Source organism: Flavobacterium endoglycinae (assembly GCF_017352115.1).
GTDB classification, from domain to species: domain Bacteria; phylum Bacteroidota; class Bacteroidia; order Flavobacteriales; family Flavobacteriaceae; genus Flavobacterium; species Flavobacterium endoglycinae.
On the sequence record NZ_CP071448.1, the window covers coordinates 2,605,775 to 2,627,376 of the forward strand.

Consider the following 21,602-nt stretch of genomic DNA (forward strand, 5'->3'; position numbering starts at 1 on the left):
TTTTTTAGTTATGAGTTATGGATTATGAGTTATGAGTTATGAGTTATGGGTTATAAGTTATGTGTTATGAATTATGGGGTTATGGTTATGAGTTATTGATTTGTTTAATTGATTCCATTCAAGTGTTTACATCTAACATTTAACTCCTAACGTCTAACTCCTAACATCGAACTTTCTAACTCTTAACGTCTAACCTTCAAACTTTTAACTTCTTTTTTGTACTTTTATTTGTAACAAACATAAAAACAAATACTTATGAAAAAGTTAATGACCACATTAGTTCTAGTAGGAATGTTTTTTATTTCCTGTAAAAAAGAAACCAAAACAGCAGATCCAGAAACAGCAAAAACTCCTGATACTGTAAAAGTGGAAGAGACCGCGGCTGAACCTGTATTAGATTCGGCGGCACAAATGAAAGCATGGCAAGACTATGCAACACCTGGAAATCCGCATAAATTAATGGCTGATGAAGTGGGAACTTGGAACTGCGATATGACATTTTGGTCTGAGCCAAATGGAAAACCCGAAAAAGCAACATCAACCGCTAATATAAAAATGATTTTAGGCGGACGTTATCAAGAAGCCAATTATCAAGGAACCATGATGGGCCAGCCATTTGAAGGCAAAAGCACTTTGGCCTATAACAATGCCAGCAAAGAATACACCACAACATTTATTGACAATATGGGAACCGGGATGATGGTCGCTGTGGGTACATACGATGAAAAAACCAAAAGTATGGAACTAAAAGGCGACATGGTAAATCCCTTGAACGGAAAGAAAACACCTTATAGAGAAGTGTATACCATTGTCGATCCGAAAACCAGAAAAATGGAAATGTACGATGTTAAAAACGGAAGTGAATATAAAAGCATGGAAATCGTTATGAAGAAAAAGTAATTTTCCATTATTTAAAACGTATAGAATCCCAATTGCAGTTGTAATTGGGATTTTTGTTGTGGTAAAGTTAAAAATTTAATTAAACCAGTTTTAAAAGTAATATAAAACTTACATTTGAATTCTCGTAATTTAAATAAGTATCAAAGTGGCAAAATATGTAATACACAAAATTAGTTTTTTCTTTACAGATGAATCGCTCATTAAGCTTCCAGAAGAAGAAGTAAAAGGAAGTGTGGTAAAAATATTCAGTGATTTAGAAGAAGCAAAAATAGAAAAACAAGAAATGGATTTGCGTTCCATGCAAAGTTTGGCCGGAAACAGCCTTAGTGATTTTTTAGATAGAGATGAAGGCAATAGTGAGATATTAGAAAAGCTGCAACTTTTTTATAAATCAGAATTCAATTTGAATATTGACCCTAATAGATATTTTGAATTTCCAAGTGTAATTACAGAGCAGCAAGCAAAACAATTTCTGGATATTCTTCATATAACCTTTCATAATATTGTGGAATACGATGATGATGAAGATCCTAATGATTTTGAAAAGTTTGAAGACCTCTTGGAGTTTTAAAATGAATTCAGTTATACATTCTCAAATATCAGTAAGAAAGCGAGGCGGAGTTATCGAAGACTATCTTCCTATACATGATTTTATAGACAGCACTAAAGAACTCTGCAGTGATAACAGACATAGAATTCTGCATACCATGTGGGGAATCAAAAGAGTTATTGTTCCTATTTTCGGTCATACTATAACTAACAGCGACAACAAAGCAGTAAATGTAAAAGATCTTTGCGAGCAAGATCATATTTTACCCGATTATCAACAGCGTTTTATTCCTACTTTATCAGATTTTGTAAATGCTATTGATGACGAATCTGTGCGTGAATATAATTTTAAAGAATTTGCCAAAAGCTATGAAAGTGATAAACCCCTAATGGAATTGCTTTTATCACCATTAAGTGTTACTGGACTTGAGAAATCACTTTTACTCACACATAACTCTTGGTTTATTAATGAAATCGTGCCAAAAGTTTTAAAGCGAGAAGTAGAAATTAAAAACTTCGATATCAATCCAAGTGACTTATTCAATAATATGAAATTTAAGCTCTGGATGGATAACGGAAGTACTTATCCAGATAGCTGTAAACACACACTAGGAAAAATAGTAGGGTAAATTGCATGCGTCTTTGTTTTCGTTTAATTTTGTTCTCCGCAATTAAAACCACAAACCCAAAACAAACTTAAAAATGTTAGAATGGAAAATAAAGCCGTTTGAAGCTTTAACGGTAAACGAACTATACGATTTACTCAAACTAAGAAGTGAAATCTTTGTAGTCGAACAAAACTGCGTTTATTTAGATATGGACGGCAAAGATCAGAAAGCATTACATTTGTTTGGAACATTTGAAGGGAAGATAGTCGCTTATTCAAGATTGTTTGATGCTGGAATAAGTTTCGATAACGCTTCAATTGGAAGAGTTACCGTAGATGCCCATTATCGCGATCGAAAATGGGGGCATGATTTAATGCGTGAAGCCATTGCGGGAATTAAAACCCATTTTGGAAAAGACAAAATTACCATAGCAGCACAATTGTATTTGAAAAAGTTTTACGAAAGCCACGGTTTTGTCCAAATAAGTGAAATGTACTTAGAAGATGATATCGAACATATTGACATGACTCGAGGATAATTCATTAAAAGAACGTCAAATGGTATAGATAATACCCCGAACTTTCTGCTATATAAACCTTATTTGCCCTGTGGTAGATAGGGTTTTTTTTATTCAGTTCCATTTGTGTTTTTGGGCTAACTAATATTCCATTATAAAAAAAAGCAAACTATTTCTTATAAAAATGTTGTAAAACATTGAAATTCAATTCTTTTATTTGTTACATTTATTTAAGATTAATGAATACTAAAACAATACAAGTTTAATTTTAAAATCAAGATGTATGAAATATTTAGACTTTTGTAAAGGATTAAGTATAATGTTAGTGATACTTTTTACCACTAATGGTGTTGAGGCGCAAAACAAAAAACAGCCAAACATACTTGTTATCTGGGGAGATGACATTGGCTGGGAAAATGTAAGTGCTTACGGTATGGGCGTGATGGGATATACTACCCCTAATCTTGACCGTATTGGTTATGAAGGAATCCGATTTACGGATCATTACGCGCAGCCTTCGTGTACTGCTGGACGCGCCTCATTCATTACAGGACAATACCCAATTCGTTCCGGAATGGTAACTGTTGGAATTCCGGGTGATAAACTTGGCCTACAGGCAGCATCCCCTAGTTTGGCAGAAGTTCTCAAAAAGGCAGGTTATGCAACAGGCCAATTTGGTAAAAATCATTTAGGCGATCGTAACGAACACCTGCCTACAGTTCATGGATTTGACGAATTCTACGGGAATTTATATCATCTAAACACCCAAGAACAATCTGAATATCCCGATTACCAGAATTATGCTAAAAATTATCCGGGTGGTACAGAAGCATTTGCAAAAAAATTTGGTACAAGAGGGGTGTTGCATTCTTTTGCAACTACTAAAGATGACCCAACGGTTGATCCTAGATTTGGAAAAGTGGGAAAACAAAAAATTGAAGATACAGGTCAACTAACTATTGAACGTATGAAAGATTTTGATGCTGCAGAAGTAATTCCAAGAGCAGAAGGTTTTATGAAAAAAGCGAAAGAAGATAATAAACCATTTTTTGTGTGGCTTAATACAAGCAGAATGCACCTATATACTCATTTAAATGACAAATGGCGTCACGCAGCAGATACTCTTACCCATGATCAAGATATGCACGGAGGCGGCATGATGCAGCACGATCATGACATAGGATTAGTATTGGATTGGTTAAAAGAAAATGGTTTAGAAGAAAATACAATTGTTTGGTATTCTACAGATAATGGCCCAGAACACTCTTCTTGGCCATATGGCGCCACTACACCTTTCCGAGGTGAAAAAATGACCACCTACGAAGGAGGAGTTCGAGCTATTTCTATGTTAAGATGGCCGGGCGTCATTAAACCGAATCAAATATTAAACGGAATTCAGGCGCATATGGATATGTTTACTACTTTTTCTGCAATTGCGGGTGTAACAAATGTAAATGAAGAAATAAAAAAAGAAAAGAATCAGTATATAGACGGAAAGAATAATTTAGAGTATTGGCTTGGAAAATCAAGAAAAAGCAATAGAAATGACTTTTTATATTATCACGAAAGTAGATTAATGGCGGTTAGACAAGGTCCATGGAAAATTCATTTCAGTACAAGGGAAAATTATTATGCCGAAATTCATCCTAGCGGATATCTGACATTTAATCTTAGAAGTGATCCTTTTGAAAGTTATGACAGTGTTGATTCGTATGGTCATTTGGGACAGCGAATTTCATGGGTCGTCGCGCCTATGATGGAACTTGTACAAGAGCATTTAAAAACACTGGCTGAATATCCTCCAGTTCAAAAAGGAACAACTTTCGACATGTCAAATTTGGTACAGGACTTTTTATCAACCCAGAATGCCAAATCAAAATAGTAACGTAAATTATTATAATAATAGGCTGTCGGAGTTTAAACTCCGACGGTTTATTTTTGAATTTTTCGTAAACTTTCTTATCAGCAACAATGTTGCAATAGGTAATTTTTCGGATTTTTAAAAAGCTAATTTTTTAATTTGTAAAATGCTTATAAATAACCAAGTAATAACTATTTTTTAAAGCTTTGATAGAAGTAAATTCAAAAAATTGAATTAGGAATTTTCTAGAGTTGAAGGCTAAATTTTGGTGATTAAAAATTCTACCCTTCTGTCGAAATGATCTCCTTTTTTGAGAGGAAATTTATTACCGCAGCCCTGATAAGTCATTCTGTTTTTAGAAACTTTTTTCGAACTTAAATAATCAAAAACCGTTTTAGCTCGGTTCCAAGAAAGCTTACGATCTTTCGTTGCTTTGTCAATTCCGTCGCTGTAAATTTCCGGAGTGCAGCACACATGTCCGCGAATTTCAAATCGTATGTTTTTGTGTTTTAAAAGTGCGATCGCCATTTTGTCAAGTTCCTTTTTGGCCGAGTAAGTGAGTTTTGCACTTCCTAAATCAAATAAAATACTTTCAACACAAATTTTATCACCAACCTTCAGTTTGTCTTTAAAAGACGAATGAACTTCTTTTCCGAAACGATTCTTTTTAACAACAATAATGTCAACCCGCCGATTGCGCATGCGGGTTTCATAAAGATTTTCAACCGTATCTGAGCGGAGAATGATTCGGCCTTTGCCTTCTATAATGACAATTTTGCTTTGCTTTAGTCCGTGCAGAACCAAGAGATTCTGAATCGTATTAACCCGATCCTGAGAAAGTTTGATATTATAATCATCTGTACCGCGATCGTCGCAATATCCATAAATCTGTATCGATTCAACTTGAGTAGTGTCTATTGTTTTTATAAAAGTATTTACAACCTGAGCCTGCGCACTCGTGAGAGTATATTTGTCGAAATCAAAATAAATCGTTTCGAAGGGTTTCTGCTGCGCCGATGAATTGTAAATGATAAACAATAATAAGACCCGACCAAGTTTCATTTTCTCTACATTTTTAAAATCGTTTTATATTCAGTTGGATTATTTAATACACTTACTGCTCTTTTGATTTCTGAATTGTTCTTAATGTAAAACTGATACAATCCTTCTTGATACTGGTATCTTTTGATCAATTCTTCTTGAATCAGGTTTCTGATTTGTTTTTGATTTTTATCCAGTAAAATAGTTTCGCTTTTTTCCAATGCGGCTAACAACTGCTGGTATTCAGGCGCAATGGTTTCATCAATTTTTTCATTTTTGGCTGCGTTCAATGTATTCTTCAACGCAATTTCGGTTTCAGTGTCAAAAGTGATTTTATTGGCTTTTAGATATTGTTTAAAGGCAGTATAATCCGTATCGGTTACCACTGGTATTTTATCACCTAAATTTGGGTTTTTATAATAGTAAGTAGTAGCATAATCAAAAATTCCGTCGTTTTTCAATAGAGCGGTTGTAATTGGGCTCATTTTGGCTTCTTCCAATTCAATGTCTGGTAAAACTCCGCCGCCGTCATAAACTGTTCTTCCTTTTCGGGTTTTAAAAGCATTGTAGTTCTTCGCATCCGTTTTAGTGGCCACACCGTTTTTATCTTTATGAGCATAATCCAAAGCCTGAATACAACGTCCAGATGGAGTATAATAACGAGAAATGGTAACTTTAAGCTGTGTTCCGTAAGTCAGGTCAACAGAACGCTGTACTAACCCTTTACCAAAACTACGGCTTCCTAAAATTACAGCACGATCTAAATCCTGCAAAGCGCCCGAAACAATTTCAGATGCCGAAGCACTTCTTCCGTTTACCAAAATAGCCAGCGGAATTTCAGTATCTATCGGTTCTTTAGTCGTTTTATACGTATTGTTGTGTTTTTCTATTCTCGATTTTGTCGTTACGATTACTTCATTCTTCGGAACAAACAAATTACAAATATCAATTGCTTCATTTAGCAAACCACCCGGATTTCCTCTTAAATCCAAAACTATCTGGGTGGAACCCTGTGCTTTTAGTTTTTCCAAAGCATCTTTTACTTCTGCTGAAGCTTTTCTGCTAAAATGTGCCAAAACGATATAACCCGTTTTATCATCAATTTTCCCATAAAACGGAACCGATTTAATATCAACTTCATCCAAAACCAGTTCTGTAGTATAGGTTTTTCCCTGACGAAGGTATTTTATACTGATTTTAGTGTTTTTAGTTCCTTTCAATAACTGCGAAGCATCATCTTTAAAATCCGCAATTAAAACATCCCCAATCTGAATAATTTCATCGCCTGCTTTTAAACCTGCTTTATCAGCTGGATAGTTTTTGTACGGTTCGCGAACAATCAAGCGGTCTTTTTTACGTGCAATCATAGCACCAATTCCAGTGTATTCTCCAGTATTGTTGATTTTAAAATTCACAACATCCTGTTCGTTAAAATAAACCGTGTAAGGATCTAGACTTCCAAGCATGCTTTTAATGGCCTTGTCCATCAAATCACCTGGGTTTGTTTCGTCTACATAATTCGTATTAACGGCTTTGAATAAAGTGGTGAAAATTTCAATTTGCTTGGCAATCTCAAAAAAGTCTTCTTTGAAACTGGTTCCAATAAATAAAAATCCTGCGGCAACGGTTGGTATAATGAATTTCTTCTTGAAATAGCGATTCATGATTATTCTTTTTTCTTTTAAATCTTTTTAATAAAATGGGCAGATACGAAGTGTAAAAACACTAAAGTGATTTATAGAAGCTAAAACTACGATTTTTTTATCGAATCTGGTTAATAATCTTACCTTTTGGGATTTAAGGCTCGATTTTCGGTTCCGTTTCTTCAGATTTGTTTATCTGATTGGTAAATTTCTCAAACAGCTGAATGGTTTTGGTATTGATTTCCTCATACGTCAAACGGTCCTTGCTTTGGTAAAAAAGCATGATCGAGTAGTTCTGGTTCAGTTGATCCAAAAGCAGATGTTTGTTCAAACGGTACGTTTCTCTTAAAACTCTTTTGAAATAATTGCGGTCAACGGCTTTCTTGAAGTATTTTTTTGAAACCGAAACCCCAATCTTAGTTGCTTCTTCTGAATTTTCATCCACTTGACGGTACACCAAACGAAGCGGATATTTCGACACTGATTTCCCTTCAGAAAACAGTAATCCAATCGTCGTTCTGCTTTTTAAGCGTTCATTTTTAGGATAAGTGAAGTTCATTTAATTCAGAAAACATTTGCAATTTGAGCAGCAAAGGTACAATTAAACCATAAAAACGGTTATTGTTTTCAATTTTTATACCGCTAAAAATATATTTACTACTTTTGACCTCAAATTTTTTCAAGCATGCAAAAGATCATTTCATATCCAATTTCTGTAATTTATTATTTGTGTTTTGGATTGTGTCTGGCGATTTTTCACCCGATACAATGGATCTGCCTTAATCTTTTTGGTTATCAGGCACATAAAAAAAGTGTGGACTATTTGAATTTCTGTCTTTTAAAATGCACCAACCTTGTGGGAACAACCTATACGGTAAAGGGCGTAGACGGTATTCCGAAAGGCGCGCCGATCATTTTTGTAGCCAATCATCAAAGTATGTACGATATCGTGGCAATGATTTGGTACTTTAGACGTTTTCATTGTAAATTTGTAAGTAAGAAAGAGTTAGGCAGCGGGATTCCAAGTGTTTCTTTTAATTTGAGACATGGCGGATCTGTGCTTATTGACCGTAAAGACCCTAAACAAGCGATTCCAGTAATCAAAGGCTTGTCTGAATATATAGAAAAAAACACTAGATCAGCAGTAATTTTCCCGGAAGGCACACGTAGTAAAACGGGAGTACCTAAAGAATTTGCCCAAAGCGGTTTAAAAATCTTATGTAAATATGCGCCTTCGGCGTATGTGGTACCAGTGAGTATCAATAATTCATGGAAAATGGTCCGTTACGGAATGTTTCCAGTTGGTTTAGGAAACCATATTACTTTAACCGCACACCAGCCAATGGCTGTAAAGGACTATAAGTTTGAAGAATTGATGGAGATTACTGAAAAGACAGTGAAAGAAGGAATTAACGAGTATAAATAGATTTAAGCGCCTCAAAGCTTAAATCCCAATCTAGAATTAGTAATGTCTATAAAAAACATTAGATTAGAAGTGATGCAGTTTTTGGAAAAAAACGTGGACAGCTTCGTTGAACAGTATTTAATCCCAGTTGAAAAAATTTGGCAGCCGTCCGATTTTTTACCAGATTCTCAAGGAGAAAATTTCTTTGAAGAAGTAAAAGAATTACGCGAAATCGCCAAAGAATTGCCATACGATTTTTGGGTAACGCTTGTAGGTGACACGATTACCGAAGAAGCATTGCCAACATACGAATCATGGCTGATGGATGTTGAAGGTGTTGATCAAGTGGATCAGGTTGAAAACGGCGGAAACGGCTGGGCCAGATGGGTAAAGCAGTGGACAGGGGAAGAAAACCGACACGGTGATCTTTTAAATAAATACTTGTATTTGTCTGGTCGTGTAAACATGCGTGAAATCGAAATGACAACACAGCATTTAATCAACGACGGTTTTGATATTGGAACAGGAACTGATCCGTACAAAAACTTTGTATACACCAGTTTTCAGGAATTGGCAACATATGTTTCGCACAATAGAGTAGCACAAATGGCTAAGAAATTTGGCGATAACAAGTTGTCTAAAATGTGTAAAATGATTGCAGGCGACGAAATGCGCCACCACCATGCATACAGTGAATTTGTTACTAGAATTTTCCAAGTTGACCCAAGCGAAATGATATTAGCGTTTCAATACATGATGAAACAAAAAATCGTAATGCCGGCACATTTCTTGAGAGAATCAGGACAAAAAATCAGCTCGGCTTTTGAACATTTCTCTGATTCTGCGCAGCGTATTGGCGTTTACACCGCAAATGATTACGTAGACATCATGCAGAAATTAATCAATAAATGGGAAATTGACAAACTAACTAGTTTGACAGACGAAGCCGAAAAAGCACGTGATTATTTAATGAAACTGCCAGCTCGTATGGCAAAAATCTCTGAAAGACTCGTAATACCACAAGAATCGCACATCTTTAAATGGGTGGAACCTGCGAGACTATAGAGGATTTCAGATTGTTGATTTTAGATTTTAGATTGTTGATTTCAGATTTTAGATCTAGGACTACTACGCTCAGGAAGACATACAATGAGCATTTAAACTTGAATCTAAAAACTAGAAGATTTTAAATTGTTGATTTCGGACTACTAAGCGTGTCCTCCTGAGCGAAGTCGAAGGATCTCATGCTAAATCCGTACTGTATGTCCTTCGACTACGTTCAGGAAGACATACAATGAGCATTTAAACATGAATCTAAAAACTAGAAGATTTTAAATTGTTGATTTCGGACTACTACGCGTGTCCTCCAGAGCGAAGTCGAAAATCTCATGCTAATCCGTACTGTATGTCCTTCGACTACGCTCAGGAAGACATACAATGAGCATTTAAACTTGAATCTAAAAAACTAGAAGATTTTAAATTGTTGATTTCGGACTACTACGCGTGTCCTCCAGAGCGAAGTCGAAAATCTCATGCTAATCCGTACTGTATGTCCTTCGACTACGCTCAGGAAGACATACAATGAGCATTTAAACTTGAATCTAAAAAACTAGAAAATTTTAAATTGTTGATTTCGGACTACTAAGCGTGTCCTCCTGAGCGAAGTCGAAGGAAATACAATGAAAATTTAAACTGAATCTAAAACTAGAATTTTAAAATTTCCAAAACACTGTTGATTGCTGAAGATTTTTAATCTTTGGCAGTCAACATTTTTTATAAATTGTACTTAAAAAACGTGTATGAATACATCTGAACTTATTCCTAAAACCATTGCTTTTGTAAAAGAGAAACTAAACGATGCCGAAGGCGGACACGATTGGTTTCACATAGAGCGTGTTTATAAAAATGCTCTTTTAATTGCAAAAGACACAGATTGTGATCATACAATAGTAGAATTGGGCGCCTTATTGCACGACATTGCCGATAGTAAATTTCATAACGGTGATGAAACTATCGGGCCAAAAACAGCAAGAGCGTTTTTAGAAGCTCAAAATGTTTCAGAGGATATAATCCTTCATGTGGTCAATATCATTGAAAATATCTCGTATAAAGGCGGAAATTTCGAAAAGAAATTCTCGTCGGTCGAATTGGATGTTGTTCAAGATGCAGATCGATTGGATGCCATTGGAGCTATCGGAATTGCAAGAGCTTTTAATTATGGCGGTTTTAAGAACAGAGCCCTTTACAATCCTGAAATCGCCCCAGTGACCAATATGACCAAAGAGGAGTACAAAAAGAACAACGCTCCCACAATCAACCATTTCTATGAAAAGCTTCTGCTGTTAAAAGACAAAATGAACACTACAAAAGGAAAACAAATCGCAGAAGAGAGACACCGCTACATGGAAACATTTCTAGCGCAGTTTTATGCAGAATGGGAAGGGGTGAAGTGAGGTTTTTTTTTAGTTATGAGTTATGGGTTATGGGTTATGAGTTATGAGTTATAAGTTATGAGTTATAAGTTATGAGTTATAAGTTATGAGTTATGGGTTATGGGTTGAGTCTCAGATAGTGAAATATGATGATGCCCTATCGGGGTGAAATGTTTATAGAATTTAATTCATACGAAAAAATAAACGTTCCATCGGAGCGGTATATATATAGAAAATGGAATATCATAAAACAGATATAGCCCCATCGGGACGACATATTTATAGAAATTCCCAATTTTGTAATGTAGAATAGCCCCCATCGGGGTTTCATATCTATAGATTCGAGAATGCGTGAAATAGAAAAAGCCCCATCGGGGCGACATATTTGATGGCAATGCGTTATGCAATTGTTTTATTAGACATGTCGCCCCGCTGGGGCTTTATAAATGATGATGAATTTTTTCTATAAATATTTCACCCCGCTGGGGCATCTGCATTTACATATGTAGGTCTTTCCTCTTGCTTCTTTCTTCTTAAGAACGTCCCCAAAAAATCTTTCCTCTTGCTTCTTTCTTCTAAAAAGTCTTAACCACATGTCAAATCACAAAATACATAATAAGCGTAGCTAGAAAAAAGCCAATAGCAAACCACAGCAGTCTTGCCACTCTAAGGTCTTTTATGATTTCGATTTTATCTTCTTCAGTTATCATGGTGATTTGATTTAAAAATTCTATCAAAATTAAAAGCTGTGAAACCGAAAAATAGGCGCAATACGTTTTTAAAATAATAATTAAAGCCAAATCGTACTATTTTGAAATAGTAGTATTTTTCCTGACAAGATTTGCAATATATTTGTGCCCGAACCAAAAACAAAATTAAAATGAGAAAAATATACCTCATTACGCTACTCGTATTCAGTGTATTGTGTACGGCGCAAACCACTATTAAGGATGAAGTGTCTGTGAAAGACGGCGATTCCATTCGTACTACAAAAATCAGATTGGGGAATGACCTTGTGACCGTAACCAGTACTCCCGAGTGGAGATTTGCTTTAGTAGGTGGCGTTCCTGTTGCTTCTTCCAGCGGAGTGGTTTTAAAAATTACTGCGGTAGTGGATAATATCGATTACAGTAACGATGTTTGCGAGTATTACATTCAAACCCAGTGTAATCCCGCGATCGACAAGTGTTTTTATGAAACAATCGACAATCGTACGACGTTGTTTCACAGACGTTATAATGTCGATGATCCGCGTTATTATTACCGAATTACAAATGTCTTGCCCAAACGTGTGGTGCTTTTAGAATGGTATGCGGATATTCCCGTAGATGGAAATGAAAACGATATCAAACTAAAACTGGATTATTATGCCGAATATCTGGAAAAAAACAACATTGAAATTTCTCCTAATTATTACGCTAAAGCAGCGCCGGCGAAAAAGAAATAAACCGCTAAAAACTCGAAAACTCCACCCGGAAATAATTTCCTGATGGAGTTTCACTATTAAGAATTAGTAAGTAAACGATTCTTATTATTGATTATATAAAGTTCCCACTAAGGTTGACGGAATTTGAACATCATCTAAGCTGTAAGTTCCAACAGAGTTCCAACGCCGCCACTGCTTAGCTTTTCTACAGTTCGGGCTTGTACCGAAATAACATACGTTTGTCCTTTTGTTACTGGAATTTGGACATTAATATTAGAGGTTTCTGGCAACATCGTTCCTCCATTCTGATAATCTGCACTGTTTGCGCCTGTGTTTGTCGCGATTAGCTCTGTATTGTCAATATCCATTCCGTTTACAAATATTTTCATTTGCGTTTTGGCCATAACTGGAGTTGTCGTTATCGTTACAGGACCCGTTATCATACTGTATAATATACTTTGAAGCATTAAAATTCCATCTGAAGGCGCTACATACGTATAATTCGATAATCCCGGTACATCGGTATAGGTATCTGAATTATCAGCAGAAAGTCCCGTACTTTGTAAATTAAATTGCAATCTCACTGCTCCTGTAGTCTCGCTTACCGGTTTCCAGATAACATTACCATTTGTATCTGCTGCAGCCGCAATATAATCTGCGACTGGTGCATTTCCGTCTGTACCTTGTGTTATTTGTAGCCTAAGTACATTCGTTTTAGAAGTTGTTTCATTAATTGTTAATAAAGGCGTTGCATAATCTTGACCAATAGAAAAATTACCATTGTTTTTATTTACAACAAAAGGATTTGGAAATGATGTATTTGAATCATAAATTCTAAGATCGCTTTTTAAAGAAAGATTTTTGACATTCGTAATGTCATTATTGCTCATGTCTAAGGTCTTGCTTGCCGTATGATTTCCTAGATTATCAGCTGCGATATTTCGGGCTAGTGTTTTTAAAACACCTGTATTATCTACCAATACAATGTCATCAGTTGCGGTTCCTGCTTGAAGTCCGTTTAATTTTAGCGGACTTGGTGTAACACCATTACTAGAAATTTCCAGTGCTGTGGTTGGATTTATAGTTCCTATACCAATATGGTTGTTTTTACCATCAACATACAAATGGGTTTTAACATTTGTATTCGTAGCTTGTGCATAAGAGTAATTCAGGTTGTCTGTTAATCCAGAAGTCAGCATAAAGTTATCATTTCCTCCTGTACCTTCAGGAAGATACCCTTTACCCATAAACCATTGTCGGCGCGATCCATTATTCTGTCCGTCTAGAACATACATACCCACTCCTAAGTCTGTGCTTCCAGCGACTGTGTTTTGATTTTCCATAATCAGTCTGGCAGAAGTATTCTCTATTCGGCTGCTGCTAATATGAACATCGTCTACTACATCGAGCATATAATTTGGAGTGGTACCGTATGCAGTATTATTAGGCAAACCAATACCTGTAAATCCATTGGTGTTGCTAATACGAATTCTTTCAACCGAATTGGTTTTAAAAACTTGATCTTGTGCATCGATAGTTCCTATAAAATTAGTTCCCGCGGTGGTTCCTGTGTTACCTGTAGTTTTCCATACAGGATTAAGAAGGACATCAGGAGTCAGGGTTGTTTTTAAAATTCCCGTATTATCTGTCACCACAATATTATCAGTTGCTGTGTTTCCAGCTTGTAAACCGTTTAATTTTAAAGGATTTGTGGCAGCCGTAATTTCAAGCGCTGTAGTTGGCGCGGCAGTTCCTATACCCACAAGACCCGTACTAGGCATACGCAATCTTTCAACCAAGTTGGTTTGAAAAACAAGATCGTTGGCATCTGGAGTTCCCAGAAACTGAATCAACGGATCTATTCCTGCATTACCCGTAATTCTCCAAGCATTTGCGATCAAAGCGGCTGTTGTTGTTTTTTTTAGTATGCCTGTAGCAGGATCGTTTACCAAAATATTGTCTGAAGCAGTACCAGATGGAATACCCAATAAGGCTAGTGTATACACATCTGTCGTTAATACCGATGGTTGTGTTAATGCTCCTCCTAACTGAATATAGCCATTTACAGCTGTTAAACCATTGTTTACAAAAGGGTTAATATTTACGATTTCGCCAAACTTTGTCACGACTGGTTTGGTCTGTGCCATCATAAACGTACTGCTAATCAATAGTATAATTGTTATTTTTTTCATGATCAAAAAAATATATTTTAGATGAAAATCAATAGTAATCACAAAAGCACTTTATATAGTGCTTAGTGCCAATATCGATTAGTTTATAACCAACGTTCCAACCAAACTCGAGGAAACACCATAACCACTGTTGTTATAAGTTCCAGCGTACGTTCCAAAGGTAGTAGCACCTTTAAGTCTTTCAACCGTTCTGGCTCTTATAGAAATAGTATATTTAGTTCCTTTAGTTACAGGAATTACGACATATATTTTAGATGATGTTGCCCACTCTTTTCCTCCATTAGCATAATCTGTTGGGTTTCCTGGGGCAATATTTGTAGCTATAGCAAATGGACTGTTATTACCACCAGGAGAGACTCCATTTATATAAAGTACCATCCAAGTTTTAGCCATGATAGGACCAGGACCTGCATACGTTCCTCCAGTAATTATACTATATAATGAAGCATCAAGAATTAAAGTTCCGCTTGCAGTAGGGATATAGTCATAATTAGATAATCCAGGAATATCAGAATAAACATCTGAATTATAAGCGGATGTTCCAGTACTTCTTAATATAAATTGTGGTACCATAGCGCCTTTAATTTGATTTAAAGATTTCCAAATGACATTACCGCTGGCATCTAGAGCGGTAGCGACTTGATCTGCAGCAACTCCAGTTCCATCTGTACCTTTTGTTATTTGGGCTGCGGTTATCGTCGTTTTAGAAGTGGTTTCATCTATCGATAAAGGAGTGGTTCCGTTAGAGTTGGTAATATTAAAAATACCGTTGTTTTTATTTAAAGTAATCGTGTTGAGGTTTGATGTCGTTTTATCAGCAAACTGAAGATCGCTTTTTAAATAAATAGTTTTGGCATTATTAATATCATTATTGTTCATGTTTAAGTTCATCGTTGCGGTGTGATTTCCTAAATTATCGGCTACCGAGTTTCGAGGTATTGTTTTTAAGATACCAGTGTTATCTGCTACCACAATATTGTCTGATGCTCCTCCTGCTTGCAAACCGTTTAGTTTAAGTGGATTTGCGGCTGATGTAATTTCAAGCGCGGTTGCTGGATTTATTGTTCCAATACCGATACGGTTGTTTTTACCATCAATGTACATGTGTGATGTACCCGTACCATCTTGTGCAAGCTGATAATTAAGCGCATCTGTTTGCATCGATTTTAAAACAAATGAATTTAATCCACCAGAACCCATTGGTAAATACGGTTTCCCGAAAAACCATTCTCTCCTAGATCCATTATCTTGACCATCTAGCATATACATTCCGCTTCCTTGATTTCCTCCCCAGTCTACCTGCTGATTTTCTAATATAAATCGTCCCGAAGTGTAGTTCATTCTACCACTAATAATGTGAATATCATCTACCACATCAAGCATGTATTTTGGAGTAGTGCCGTATGTAGGATTGGTTGTTAAACCAATACCCGTAAATGAATTGGCGCCATTCACACGAATCCTTTCGGCTGAGTTGGTTTTGAACACCAAATCTTTGTTATCAATAGTTCCCAAAAAATTGGTTCCTGCTGTAGTTCCTGAGTTACCAGTAATTTTCCAAGTTGGGGCAATAAGAGCATCAGGAGTTAAGGTTGTTTTTAAAACTCCTGTATTATCGGCCAATATAATTTTATCGGTTGCTGTGTTTCCGGTTTGCAACCCGTTTAGTTTAAGCGGGTCTGCAGCTGCCGTAACTTCGAGAGCGGTGGTTGGCGTAGCGGTTCCAATACCAATAAAACCAGTGCTTAACATACGCATTCTTTCAACTCCATTGGTTTTGAACACAATTGGGTTGGCATCTGTAGTACCTAAGAAATTGGTCGTAGCACTAATTCCTGCATTACCCGTAATTCTCCAAGCATTGGCAATTAAACTGGCAGTTGTTGTTTTTTTCAAAACCCCTGTTGTAGGATCGTTTACCAAGATATTGTCTGAGGAACTCCCATCCTGAAGTCCTAATATCGCTAAAGTAAAAGCACTTGTTGTAGTTAAAACCGAAGGTTGTGTTAAAGAACCTCCAAGCTGGATATATCCATTTGTGGCGGTTAAACCATTATTTACGTAGGGATTAATATTTACAATTTCTCCAAACTTAGTTACGACAGGTTTAGTTTGTGCCATCATAAACCCGCTGCTTATTAGTAGCAGAAGTGTAATTTTCTTCATAACATGAAATTATTTAAGATTAAAATCAACATTTTGGCGCAAAAGTACCTCTGTTTCATTGCTATAATATCCTCAATACGGTTTTTAAATAATAATAAAAGACAAGATTTATAAAGCGAAAGCCCCATATAAAAAATATGAGGCTTTCTGAGTTTGAGTAAGTAAAGTATTGGTTTATTGTTTTCTTTTTGAAGAATTGGTGTTTAATAAATAACTAAATAGTTAACCCAATACGTGTTTGAAGGTCCAGGCATGATACCTACAAACTTTATTGAAAAACTGCTGCCTGGAACTCGTGCTCCTTCCATTACAGAAAAAACGAAAGGGGCTGTTCCAGTAGGGTCTTGAATGGTTAACATTACAGAAGAAGTAGCGGTTATGTTGGGATCATTTACCGTAAGTGTACCCGTACCATCACATTGAACACGTCCACTACTCATAGCCATACTTTTATGAACGACTCCATTAGTGTCTACGGTTAATATCTTATCGGTTTTCGCACCGGTTTGTAAACCGTTTAACCTAAGCGGGTCTGTGGTTGCGTTTATTTCTAATGTATTTCTAGGATTGATGGTATTAACACCTATACGATTGTTTTTGGCATCAACATAAAAATGCGGACTAACACCAGCACTAAGCGCTCCGGCATAACCAGAGTTTACAACATCTGTTAATCCAGAACTTATGATAAAGTTATCATTTCCACCTGAACCTTGAGACAGATAAGCTTTACCCATGTACCATTGTCTGCGTGACCCAGTAGACTGTCCGTCTAGCATAAATATACCAAGTGCATTATTTGGAGTATTACCTTGATTTTCTAAAATTAATCTGGTAGAAGCACCTGATCGTTGGCTTGAAATATGAATATCATCTATTACATCTAACATATAATTGGGTGTAGTTCCTGTAGTGTTATTACCTGTTGCAAGCCCAATACCCATAAATCCATTAGTTCCTACACGTACTCTTTCGTTATTTGATGTTTTAAAAATAAGGTCATTATTATCCGTTGTGCCTAAGAAATTAGTCGAAGCGTTAGTTCCCGCATTACCTGTTAAGCTCCAGTCTGGACTGGTTGTTGGCAGCCATTGTGTACCATTGTACATCAATCTTGCTCCTGTAACGGCTCCTGTTGTAGTACCTAGTGGCGAACCGTTTATTTTAGCTACTGTAGAAGCGGCTAATGTTCCTGTAACATCTCCCGCAATAGGTAAGGTAGATAAATTAACCGTTGGCGCAATGCCATTTACAGTACTCGTTAATGTACTTCCCGAAAGATCTAAAGTATGTGTAGTACCCGCTGCCACCATACTGCTAACAGTTTGCTGGCGCACAACGCCGCTTGCATTAACGGTTAGCAATTGGTCTGAGGTTGCGCCTGTTTGCAAACCGTTTAATTTTAAAGGATTTGCAGAAGCGGTAACTTCAAGTGCTGTAGTTGGAGTAGTAGTTCCAATACCAATAAATCCAGTACTCAGCATACGCATTCTTTCTACTGAGTTGGTTTTAAAAATAAGATTCTGTGCGTCAGTAGTTCCAATAAAATTGGCAGCAGAGATTCCTGTGTTACCCTTAAGCGTCCAAGCATTGGCGATGAGATCGTTTGATGCTACTTTTTTTAAGATTCCCGTCGCAGCATCGTTTACCAAAATACTATCTAAGGCAGTACCTGTTTGAAGTCCAAGTATTTTTAAGGTATTACTAGGCGAAGTTTTTAAAGCAGAAGGATGCGTTAAAGGACCTCCAAGCTGTATATAACCATTGTTGGCTTCCAAACCATTGTTTACAAAAGGATTAATATTTACAATTTCCCCAAATTTGGTTACCACTTGTTTGGTCTGCGCCATTATAAACCCGCTGCTCAGTAAGAGCAGTAGTGTAATTTTCTTCATGATATAAAAATTATTTTAGTTTAAAAATTAGCATTTCGGGCAAATGTATTTTGGCGTTTTGGGGTTGATGTCCTCAATACGGTTTTTAAATATCAATAAAAGACAATATCAACAAGTAAAGCCCCATAAACCTAATTATGGAGCTTTTGAGAATTAATTAATTACAGTAAGGTTTTGGTTTATTGTAGATTTTGCAATAATGTTGCAAAAAATGAAATTTATCTTTAGTCGAGAATTAAAGTACCTGTTATAGACGATGGAGCAGAAAAACCATTGGTCTCATATGTTCCTGTATAACCTCCATAGACTCCAGATGATTTTGGTTCCATGTTTCTGGCTTGCACCGTAATCTTGTATGTTGTCCCTTTTGTTACTTTAAATTTGGTTGTAATGTTGGTTGGGGTGGTCCACATCAACGCCGAAGAGGTAAACAAGTTAGAGTTTGGTGTTGTAATACTAGCGGCTCCGTATGAAACAGGCGTACCGTCTATAAGAACTACCATCAGGCTTCGGGTAGCAGCAGCACTCGAAGAGGAAGGTGCAAGAAGCATGCTGTATAATTCTGTTTGAAGTAGTAATGTACCGTCATCAGTAGCAGTATACGAATAATTGGCTAATCCCGGAACATCATTAAAAGTAGTCGAATTAGCAATTGACTGTCCTGTACTTTCAATATAAAACTGGTGCAGCATTACGCCCTTAATATTTACGATTTCACCAAATTTGGTTACCACAGATTTATCTTGCTGCGCCATCATAGCCACACTGCTAAAAAACAGCATTAGTATAATTTTTTTCATGATCTAAAACTATTATAGATTAAAATTGAATTTCGATGCAAAATTATTTCTGTCTTATCTGCGATACAGCCTGTAGAAGGTTTTATTTTGTTAGAATAGGGTTTTTTTAGTTTTTTAGTATCAGTTTTTAGTCACAGTTTTCAGTCTCAGTTTTCAGTTTTCAGTCTCGGTTTTCAGTCACAGTTTTCAGTCTCAGTTTTCAATCTTGCTTCTTTCTTCTTTTTTCTTTAAAGCCGCAGTATTCAGTCTTTCTTCTTTCTTCTTTTCTCTTTTTAAAGTCACAGAAAGCCCTAGAAGGGCGACATATGTATAGAAACAAAACGCCAAATACAAAAAAGCCCCATCGGGGCGATATATTTCGATATTTATGAATGCATGTGTAAGAACATGTCGCCCCTACGGGGCTTATTTTGATTTACGTTATTATTTTCTATAGATATGCCGCCCTTCTAGGGCTTTCTGCGACTGACTACTGGGACTTTAAAAAGAGGAAAGAAGCAAGAAGAAAGACTGAGCACTGAGACTGAGACTGACCACTGAGACTGACCACTGCGACTGAAAACTGAAAACTGCGACTAAAAAAACTACGGCAGAATAGTATAGTTTACATATGAATTAGTAGGAGGTGCTGTGCTATACAGAACGGTAAAACCAGAACCAGCAGTGCGTGTTCCCAGCGCCACGCTGATTACGCTTCCATTTGATGGTGTTTCGTAAGTCAGACTTATGGTAGCAGTTGAGGTTACGTTGGCATCATTAATTACCTGCGATACGGCATTGGCACAAGAAACACGACCTTTTATAATTGGCATTTTACGGACAACGCCATTGTTATCGACGGTTAACATTTGATCTGTTGAAGCTCCAGTTTGTAGTCCGTTTAATTTTAGCGGGTTTAGTGAAGTTGTAGTAGAAGAAACTTCCAGAGATGTCGATGGGTTTACGGTTCCAATACCAATTCTATTGTTAATTCCATCTACATACAAATGATAGGCTCCAACACCATTTTGTGCCAGCGAATAATTTAAGGCATCCGTTTGCATGGATTTCAATACAAAAGAACTTTTTGCGCCAGTACCAACATTATCGTATGGTTTTCCAAAAAACCATTCTCTTCTGGAACCATTGTCTTGTCCGTCTAGCAGATACGTTCCGCTTCCTTGCGCACCACCCCAGTCAATTTGTTGGTTTTCGAATATAAGTCGGCCAGAAGTATAATTGACTCTGTTACTATAAATGTGAATATCATTGGCTACGTCGAGTGCGTATTTTGGCGTTGTGCCATATGTGGTTACCTGAGATAATCCAACTCCTAAAAAGCCATTAGCGGCTAAGCGTAATCGTTCTGCTCCAGAGGTTTTGAAAATCAAGTCTCTTGAATCGGTCGTTCCAATAAAATTGTTGTCGGGATCAGTTCCGGAATTTCCTTTTACACCCCAATAATAAGGCGTAAATGCCGAAGCGGAAATCATTTTCAGTACGCCAGAAGAAGCGTCGGTAACCAGAACGTTGTCAGTTCCCAAACCAGTTTGCAGACCTGATGCTAAAGTAAAACTGGATGTTGTAGTGAGGACAGAAGGTTTTGTTAAAGCACCTCCTAATTGAATATATCCGTTTGTAGCGGTTAAACCATTATTGACAAAAGGATGAATGTTGACGATTTCTCCAAATTTAGTTACTACGGATTTGGTTTGCGCCATCATAAATCCGCTGCTAAGAAGCAGGGCTATTATAATCTTTTTCATGATACAAAATGTTTTGGTGGTATTAATTTTCATTGCAAAATTATTTCATTATCAGATGTTTAAGGTTCCGTAGAAGTTTTTTTTCTATTAAAATAGGTTTTTTTTGGTTTTTAGTTTTTTAGTCTCGGTTTTCAGTCTCAGTTTTCAGTTTTCAGTCTCAGTTTTCAGTCTCGGTTTTAGTCTCGGTTTTCAGTATTCAGTCTTTCTTCTTGCTTCTTTCCTCTTTAAAGTCGCAGTATTCAGTCACAGTATTCAGTCTTTCTTCTTGTTTCTTTCCTCTTTTAAAATCGCAGAAAGCCCTAGAAGGGCGACATATCTATAGAAACAAAACGCCAAAAACAAAAAAGCCCCAGCGGGGCGACATATTTTAAACAATTACATAATGCATTGTGATCAAATGTGTCGCCCCGCTGGGGCTTTTG

The 21,602-nt window shown here is 36.6% G+C and carries 18 protein-coding genes; 9 read left to right on the top strand and 9 right to left on the bottom strand.

Annotated elements, in window-relative coordinates; genetic code table 11:
• Positions 1–255: 255 nt before the first annotated feature.
• The 5 genes from J0383_RS11360 (at position 256) to J0383_RS11380 (ending at position 4,456) form a co-directional block, all read left to right on the top strand.
• Positions 256–900, top strand: coding sequence for a DUF1579 domain-containing protein (locus J0383_RS11360; RefSeq protein WP_207298493.1), 645 nt, complete (start codon positions 256–258; stop codon positions 898–900).
• A 145-nt stretch (positions 901–1,045) separates the two neighbouring features.
• A complete protein-coding gene (locus J0383_RS11365; protein WP_207298494.1) occupies positions 1,046–1,471 on the top strand; it encodes a hypothetical protein in 426 nt (141 codons plus the stop codon).
• Position 1,472: 1 nt separating this feature from the next.
• Positions 1,473–2,078: a DUF6915 family protein gene (locus tag J0383_RS11370; RefSeq protein WP_207298495.1), complete on the top strand. Its 606-nt coding sequence runs from the start codon at positions 1,473–1,475 to the stop codon at positions 2,076–2,078.
• Positions 2,079–2,151: 73 nt separating this feature from the next.
• On the top strand, positions 2,152–2,595 hold the full coding sequence (locus tag J0383_RS11375; RefSeq protein ID WP_207298496.1) for a GNAT family N-acetyltransferase: 444 nt from the start codon (positions 2,152–2,154) through the stop codon (positions 2,593–2,595).
• A 262-nt stretch (positions 2,596–2,857) separates the two neighbouring features.
• Positions 2,858–4,456, top strand: coding sequence for an arylsulfatase (locus J0383_RS11380; RefSeq protein WP_207298497.1), 1,599 nt, complete (start codon positions 2,858–2,860; stop codon positions 4,454–4,456).
• A gap of 237 nt (positions 4,457–4,693) precedes the next feature.
• Here J0383_RS11380 and J0383_RS11385 read toward each other — a convergent pair whose 3' ends face one another.
• From J0383_RS11385 to rnpA, 3 genes are all read right to left on the bottom strand, one after another.
• The gene (locus tag J0383_RS11385; RefSeq protein ID WP_207298498.1) at positions 4,694–5,497 is read right to left on the bottom strand and encodes an OmpA family protein; all 804 of its coding nucleotides are present in this window, start codon (positions 5,495–5,497) and stop codon (positions 4,694–4,696) included.
• 5 nt (positions 5,498–5,502) lie between these two features.
• Complete coding sequence (locus tag J0383_RS11390; protein WP_207298499.1) at positions 5,503–7,140, bottom strand: S41 family peptidase; 1,638 nt, start codon at positions 7,138–7,140, stop codon at positions 5,503–5,505.
• A 133-nt stretch (positions 7,141–7,273) separates the two neighbouring features.
• Entirely contained in the window at positions 7,274–7,678 is a 405-nt protein-coding gene (gene rnpA, locus J0383_RS11395; RefSeq protein WP_207298500.1) for a ribonuclease P protein component, read from the bottom strand.
• 126 nt (positions 7,679–7,804) lie between these two features.
• Between rnpA and J0383_RS11400 the strand changes: the two genes are divergently transcribed.
• The 3 genes from J0383_RS11400 (at position 7,805) to J0383_RS11410 (ending at position 10,977) form a co-directional block, all read left to right on the top strand.
• A complete protein-coding gene (locus tag J0383_RS11400) occupies positions 7,805–8,545 on the top strand; it encodes a lysophospholipid acyltransferase family protein (RefSeq protein ID WP_207298501.1) in 741 nt (246 codons plus the stop codon).
• Between the two features lie 42 nt (positions 8,546–8,587).
• The gene (locus tag J0383_RS11405; RefSeq protein ID WP_207298502.1) at positions 8,588–9,589 is read left to right on the top strand and encodes an acyl-ACP desaturase; all 1,002 of its coding nucleotides are present in this window, start codon (positions 8,588–8,590) and stop codon (positions 9,587–9,589) included.
• 734 nt (positions 9,590–10,323) lie between these two features.
• Positions 10,324–10,977, top strand: coding sequence for an HD domain-containing protein (locus J0383_RS11410; RefSeq protein WP_207298503.1), 654 nt, complete (start codon positions 10,324–10,326; stop codon positions 10,975–10,977).
• Between the two features lie 575 nt (positions 10,978–11,552).
• On the opposite strand, the gene J0383_RS11415 is transcribed toward J0383_RS11410, so the two are convergent.
• Positions 11,553–11,756 (bottom strand): hypothetical protein, encoded by a 204-nt coding sequence (locus J0383_RS11415; protein ID WP_207298504.1) that lies wholly within the window; start codon positions 11,754–11,756, stop codon positions 11,553–11,555.
• Between the two features lie 80 nt (positions 11,757–11,836).
• Here J0383_RS11415 and J0383_RS11420 point away from each other — a divergent pair, with 80 nt between their 5' ends.
• Positions 11,837–12,403: a hypothetical protein gene (locus tag J0383_RS11420; RefSeq protein WP_207298505.1), complete on the top strand. Its 567-nt coding sequence runs from the start codon at positions 11,837–11,839 to the stop codon at positions 12,401–12,403.
• A 134-nt stretch (positions 12,404–12,537) separates the two neighbouring features.
• On the opposite strand, the gene J0383_RS11425 is transcribed toward J0383_RS11420, so the two are convergent.
• The 5 genes from J0383_RS11425 to J0383_RS11445 form a co-directional block, all read right to left on the bottom strand.
• Positions 12,538–14,574: a hypothetical protein gene (locus J0383_RS11425; protein WP_207298506.1), complete on the bottom strand. Its 2,037-nt coding sequence runs from the start codon at positions 14,572–14,574 to the stop codon at positions 12,538–12,540.
• A 78-nt stretch (positions 14,575–14,652) separates the two neighbouring features.
• Entirely contained in the window at positions 14,653–16,740 is a 2,088-nt protein-coding gene (locus J0383_RS11430) for a hypothetical protein (protein WP_207298507.1), read from the bottom strand.
• Positions 16,741–16,943: 203 nt separating this feature from the next.
• Positions 16,944–18,635 (bottom strand): hypothetical protein, encoded by a 1,692-nt coding sequence (locus J0383_RS11435; RefSeq protein WP_207298508.1) that lies wholly within the window; start codon positions 18,633–18,635, stop codon positions 16,944–16,946.
• Between the two features lie 224 nt (positions 18,636–18,859).
• Positions 18,860–19,435 (bottom strand): hypothetical protein, encoded by a 576-nt coding sequence (locus J0383_RS11440; protein WP_207298509.1) that lies wholly within the window; start codon positions 19,433–19,435, stop codon positions 18,860–18,862.
• Between the two features lie 584 nt (positions 19,436–20,019).
• On the bottom strand, positions 20,020–21,180 hold the full coding sequence (locus tag J0383_RS11445; protein WP_207298510.1) for a hypothetical protein: 1,161 nt from the start codon (positions 21,178–21,180) through the stop codon (positions 20,020–20,022).
• Positions 21,181–21,602 lie beyond the last annotated feature (422 nt).

What these genes read in the sequence shown, in the direction of transcription:
- J0383_RS11380 (WP_207298497.1), top strand. Translation starts at nt 2,858, where the DNA reads ATGAAATATTTAGACTTTTGTAAAGGATTAAGTATAATGTTAGTGATA.
- J0383_RS11375 (WP_207298496.1), top strand. Translation starts at nt 2,152, where the DNA reads ATGTTAGAATGGAAAATAAAGCCGTTTGAAGCTTTAACGGTAAACGAA.
- J0383_RS11425 (WP_207298506.1), bottom strand. Translation starts at nt 14,574, where the DNA reads ATGAAAAAAATAACAATTATACTATTGATTAGCAGTACGTTTATGATG.
- J0383_RS11390 (WP_207298499.1), bottom strand. Translation starts at nt 7,140, where the DNA reads ATGAATCGCTATTTCAAGAAGAAATTCATTATACCAACCGTTGCCGCA.
- J0383_RS11435 (WP_207298508.1), bottom strand. Translation starts at nt 18,635, where the DNA reads ATGAAGAAAATTACACTACTGCTCTTACTGAGCAGCGGGTTTATAATG.
- J0383_RS11420 (WP_207298505.1), top strand. Translation starts at nt 11,837, where the DNA reads ATGAGAAAAATATACCTCATTACGCTACTCGTATTCAGTGTATTGTGT.
- J0383_RS11385 (WP_207298498.1), bottom strand. Translation starts at nt 5,497, where the DNA reads ATGAAACTTGGTCGGGTCTTATTATTGTTTATCATTTACAATTCATCG.
- rnpA (WP_207298500.1), bottom strand. Translation starts at nt 7,678, where the DNA reads ATGAACTTCACTTATCCTAAAAATGAACGCTTAAAAAGCAGAACGACG.
- J0383_RS11405 (WP_207298502.1), top strand. Translation starts at nt 8,588, where the DNA reads ATGTCTATAAAAAACATTAGATTAGAAGTGATGCAGTTTTTGGAAAAA.
- J0383_RS11430 (WP_207298507.1), bottom strand. Translation starts at nt 16,740, where the DNA reads ATGAAGAAAATTACACTTCTGCTACTAATAAGCAGCGGGTTTATGATG.
- J0383_RS11370 (WP_207298495.1), top strand. Translation starts at nt 1,473, where the DNA reads ATGAATTCAGTTATACATTCTCAAATATCAGTAAGAAAGCGAGGCGGA.
- J0383_RS11360 (WP_207298493.1), top strand. Translation starts at nt 256, where the DNA reads ATGAAAAAGTTAATGACCACATTAGTTCTAGTAGGAATGTTTTTTATT.
- J0383_RS11410 (WP_207298503.1), top strand. Translation starts at nt 10,324, where the DNA reads ATGAATACATCTGAACTTATTCCTAAAACCATTGCTTTTGTAAAAGAG.
- J0383_RS11400 (WP_207298501.1), top strand. Translation starts at nt 7,805, where the DNA reads ATGCAAAAGATCATTTCATATCCAATTTCTGTAATTTATTATTTGTGT.
- J0383_RS11440 (WP_207298509.1), bottom strand. Translation starts at nt 19,435, where the DNA reads ATGAAAAAAATTATACTAATGCTGTTTTTTAGCAGTGTGGCTATGATG.
- J0383_RS11445 (WP_207298510.1), bottom strand. Translation starts at nt 21,180, where the DNA reads ATGAAAAAGATTATAATAGCCCTGCTTCTTAGCAGCGGATTTATGATG.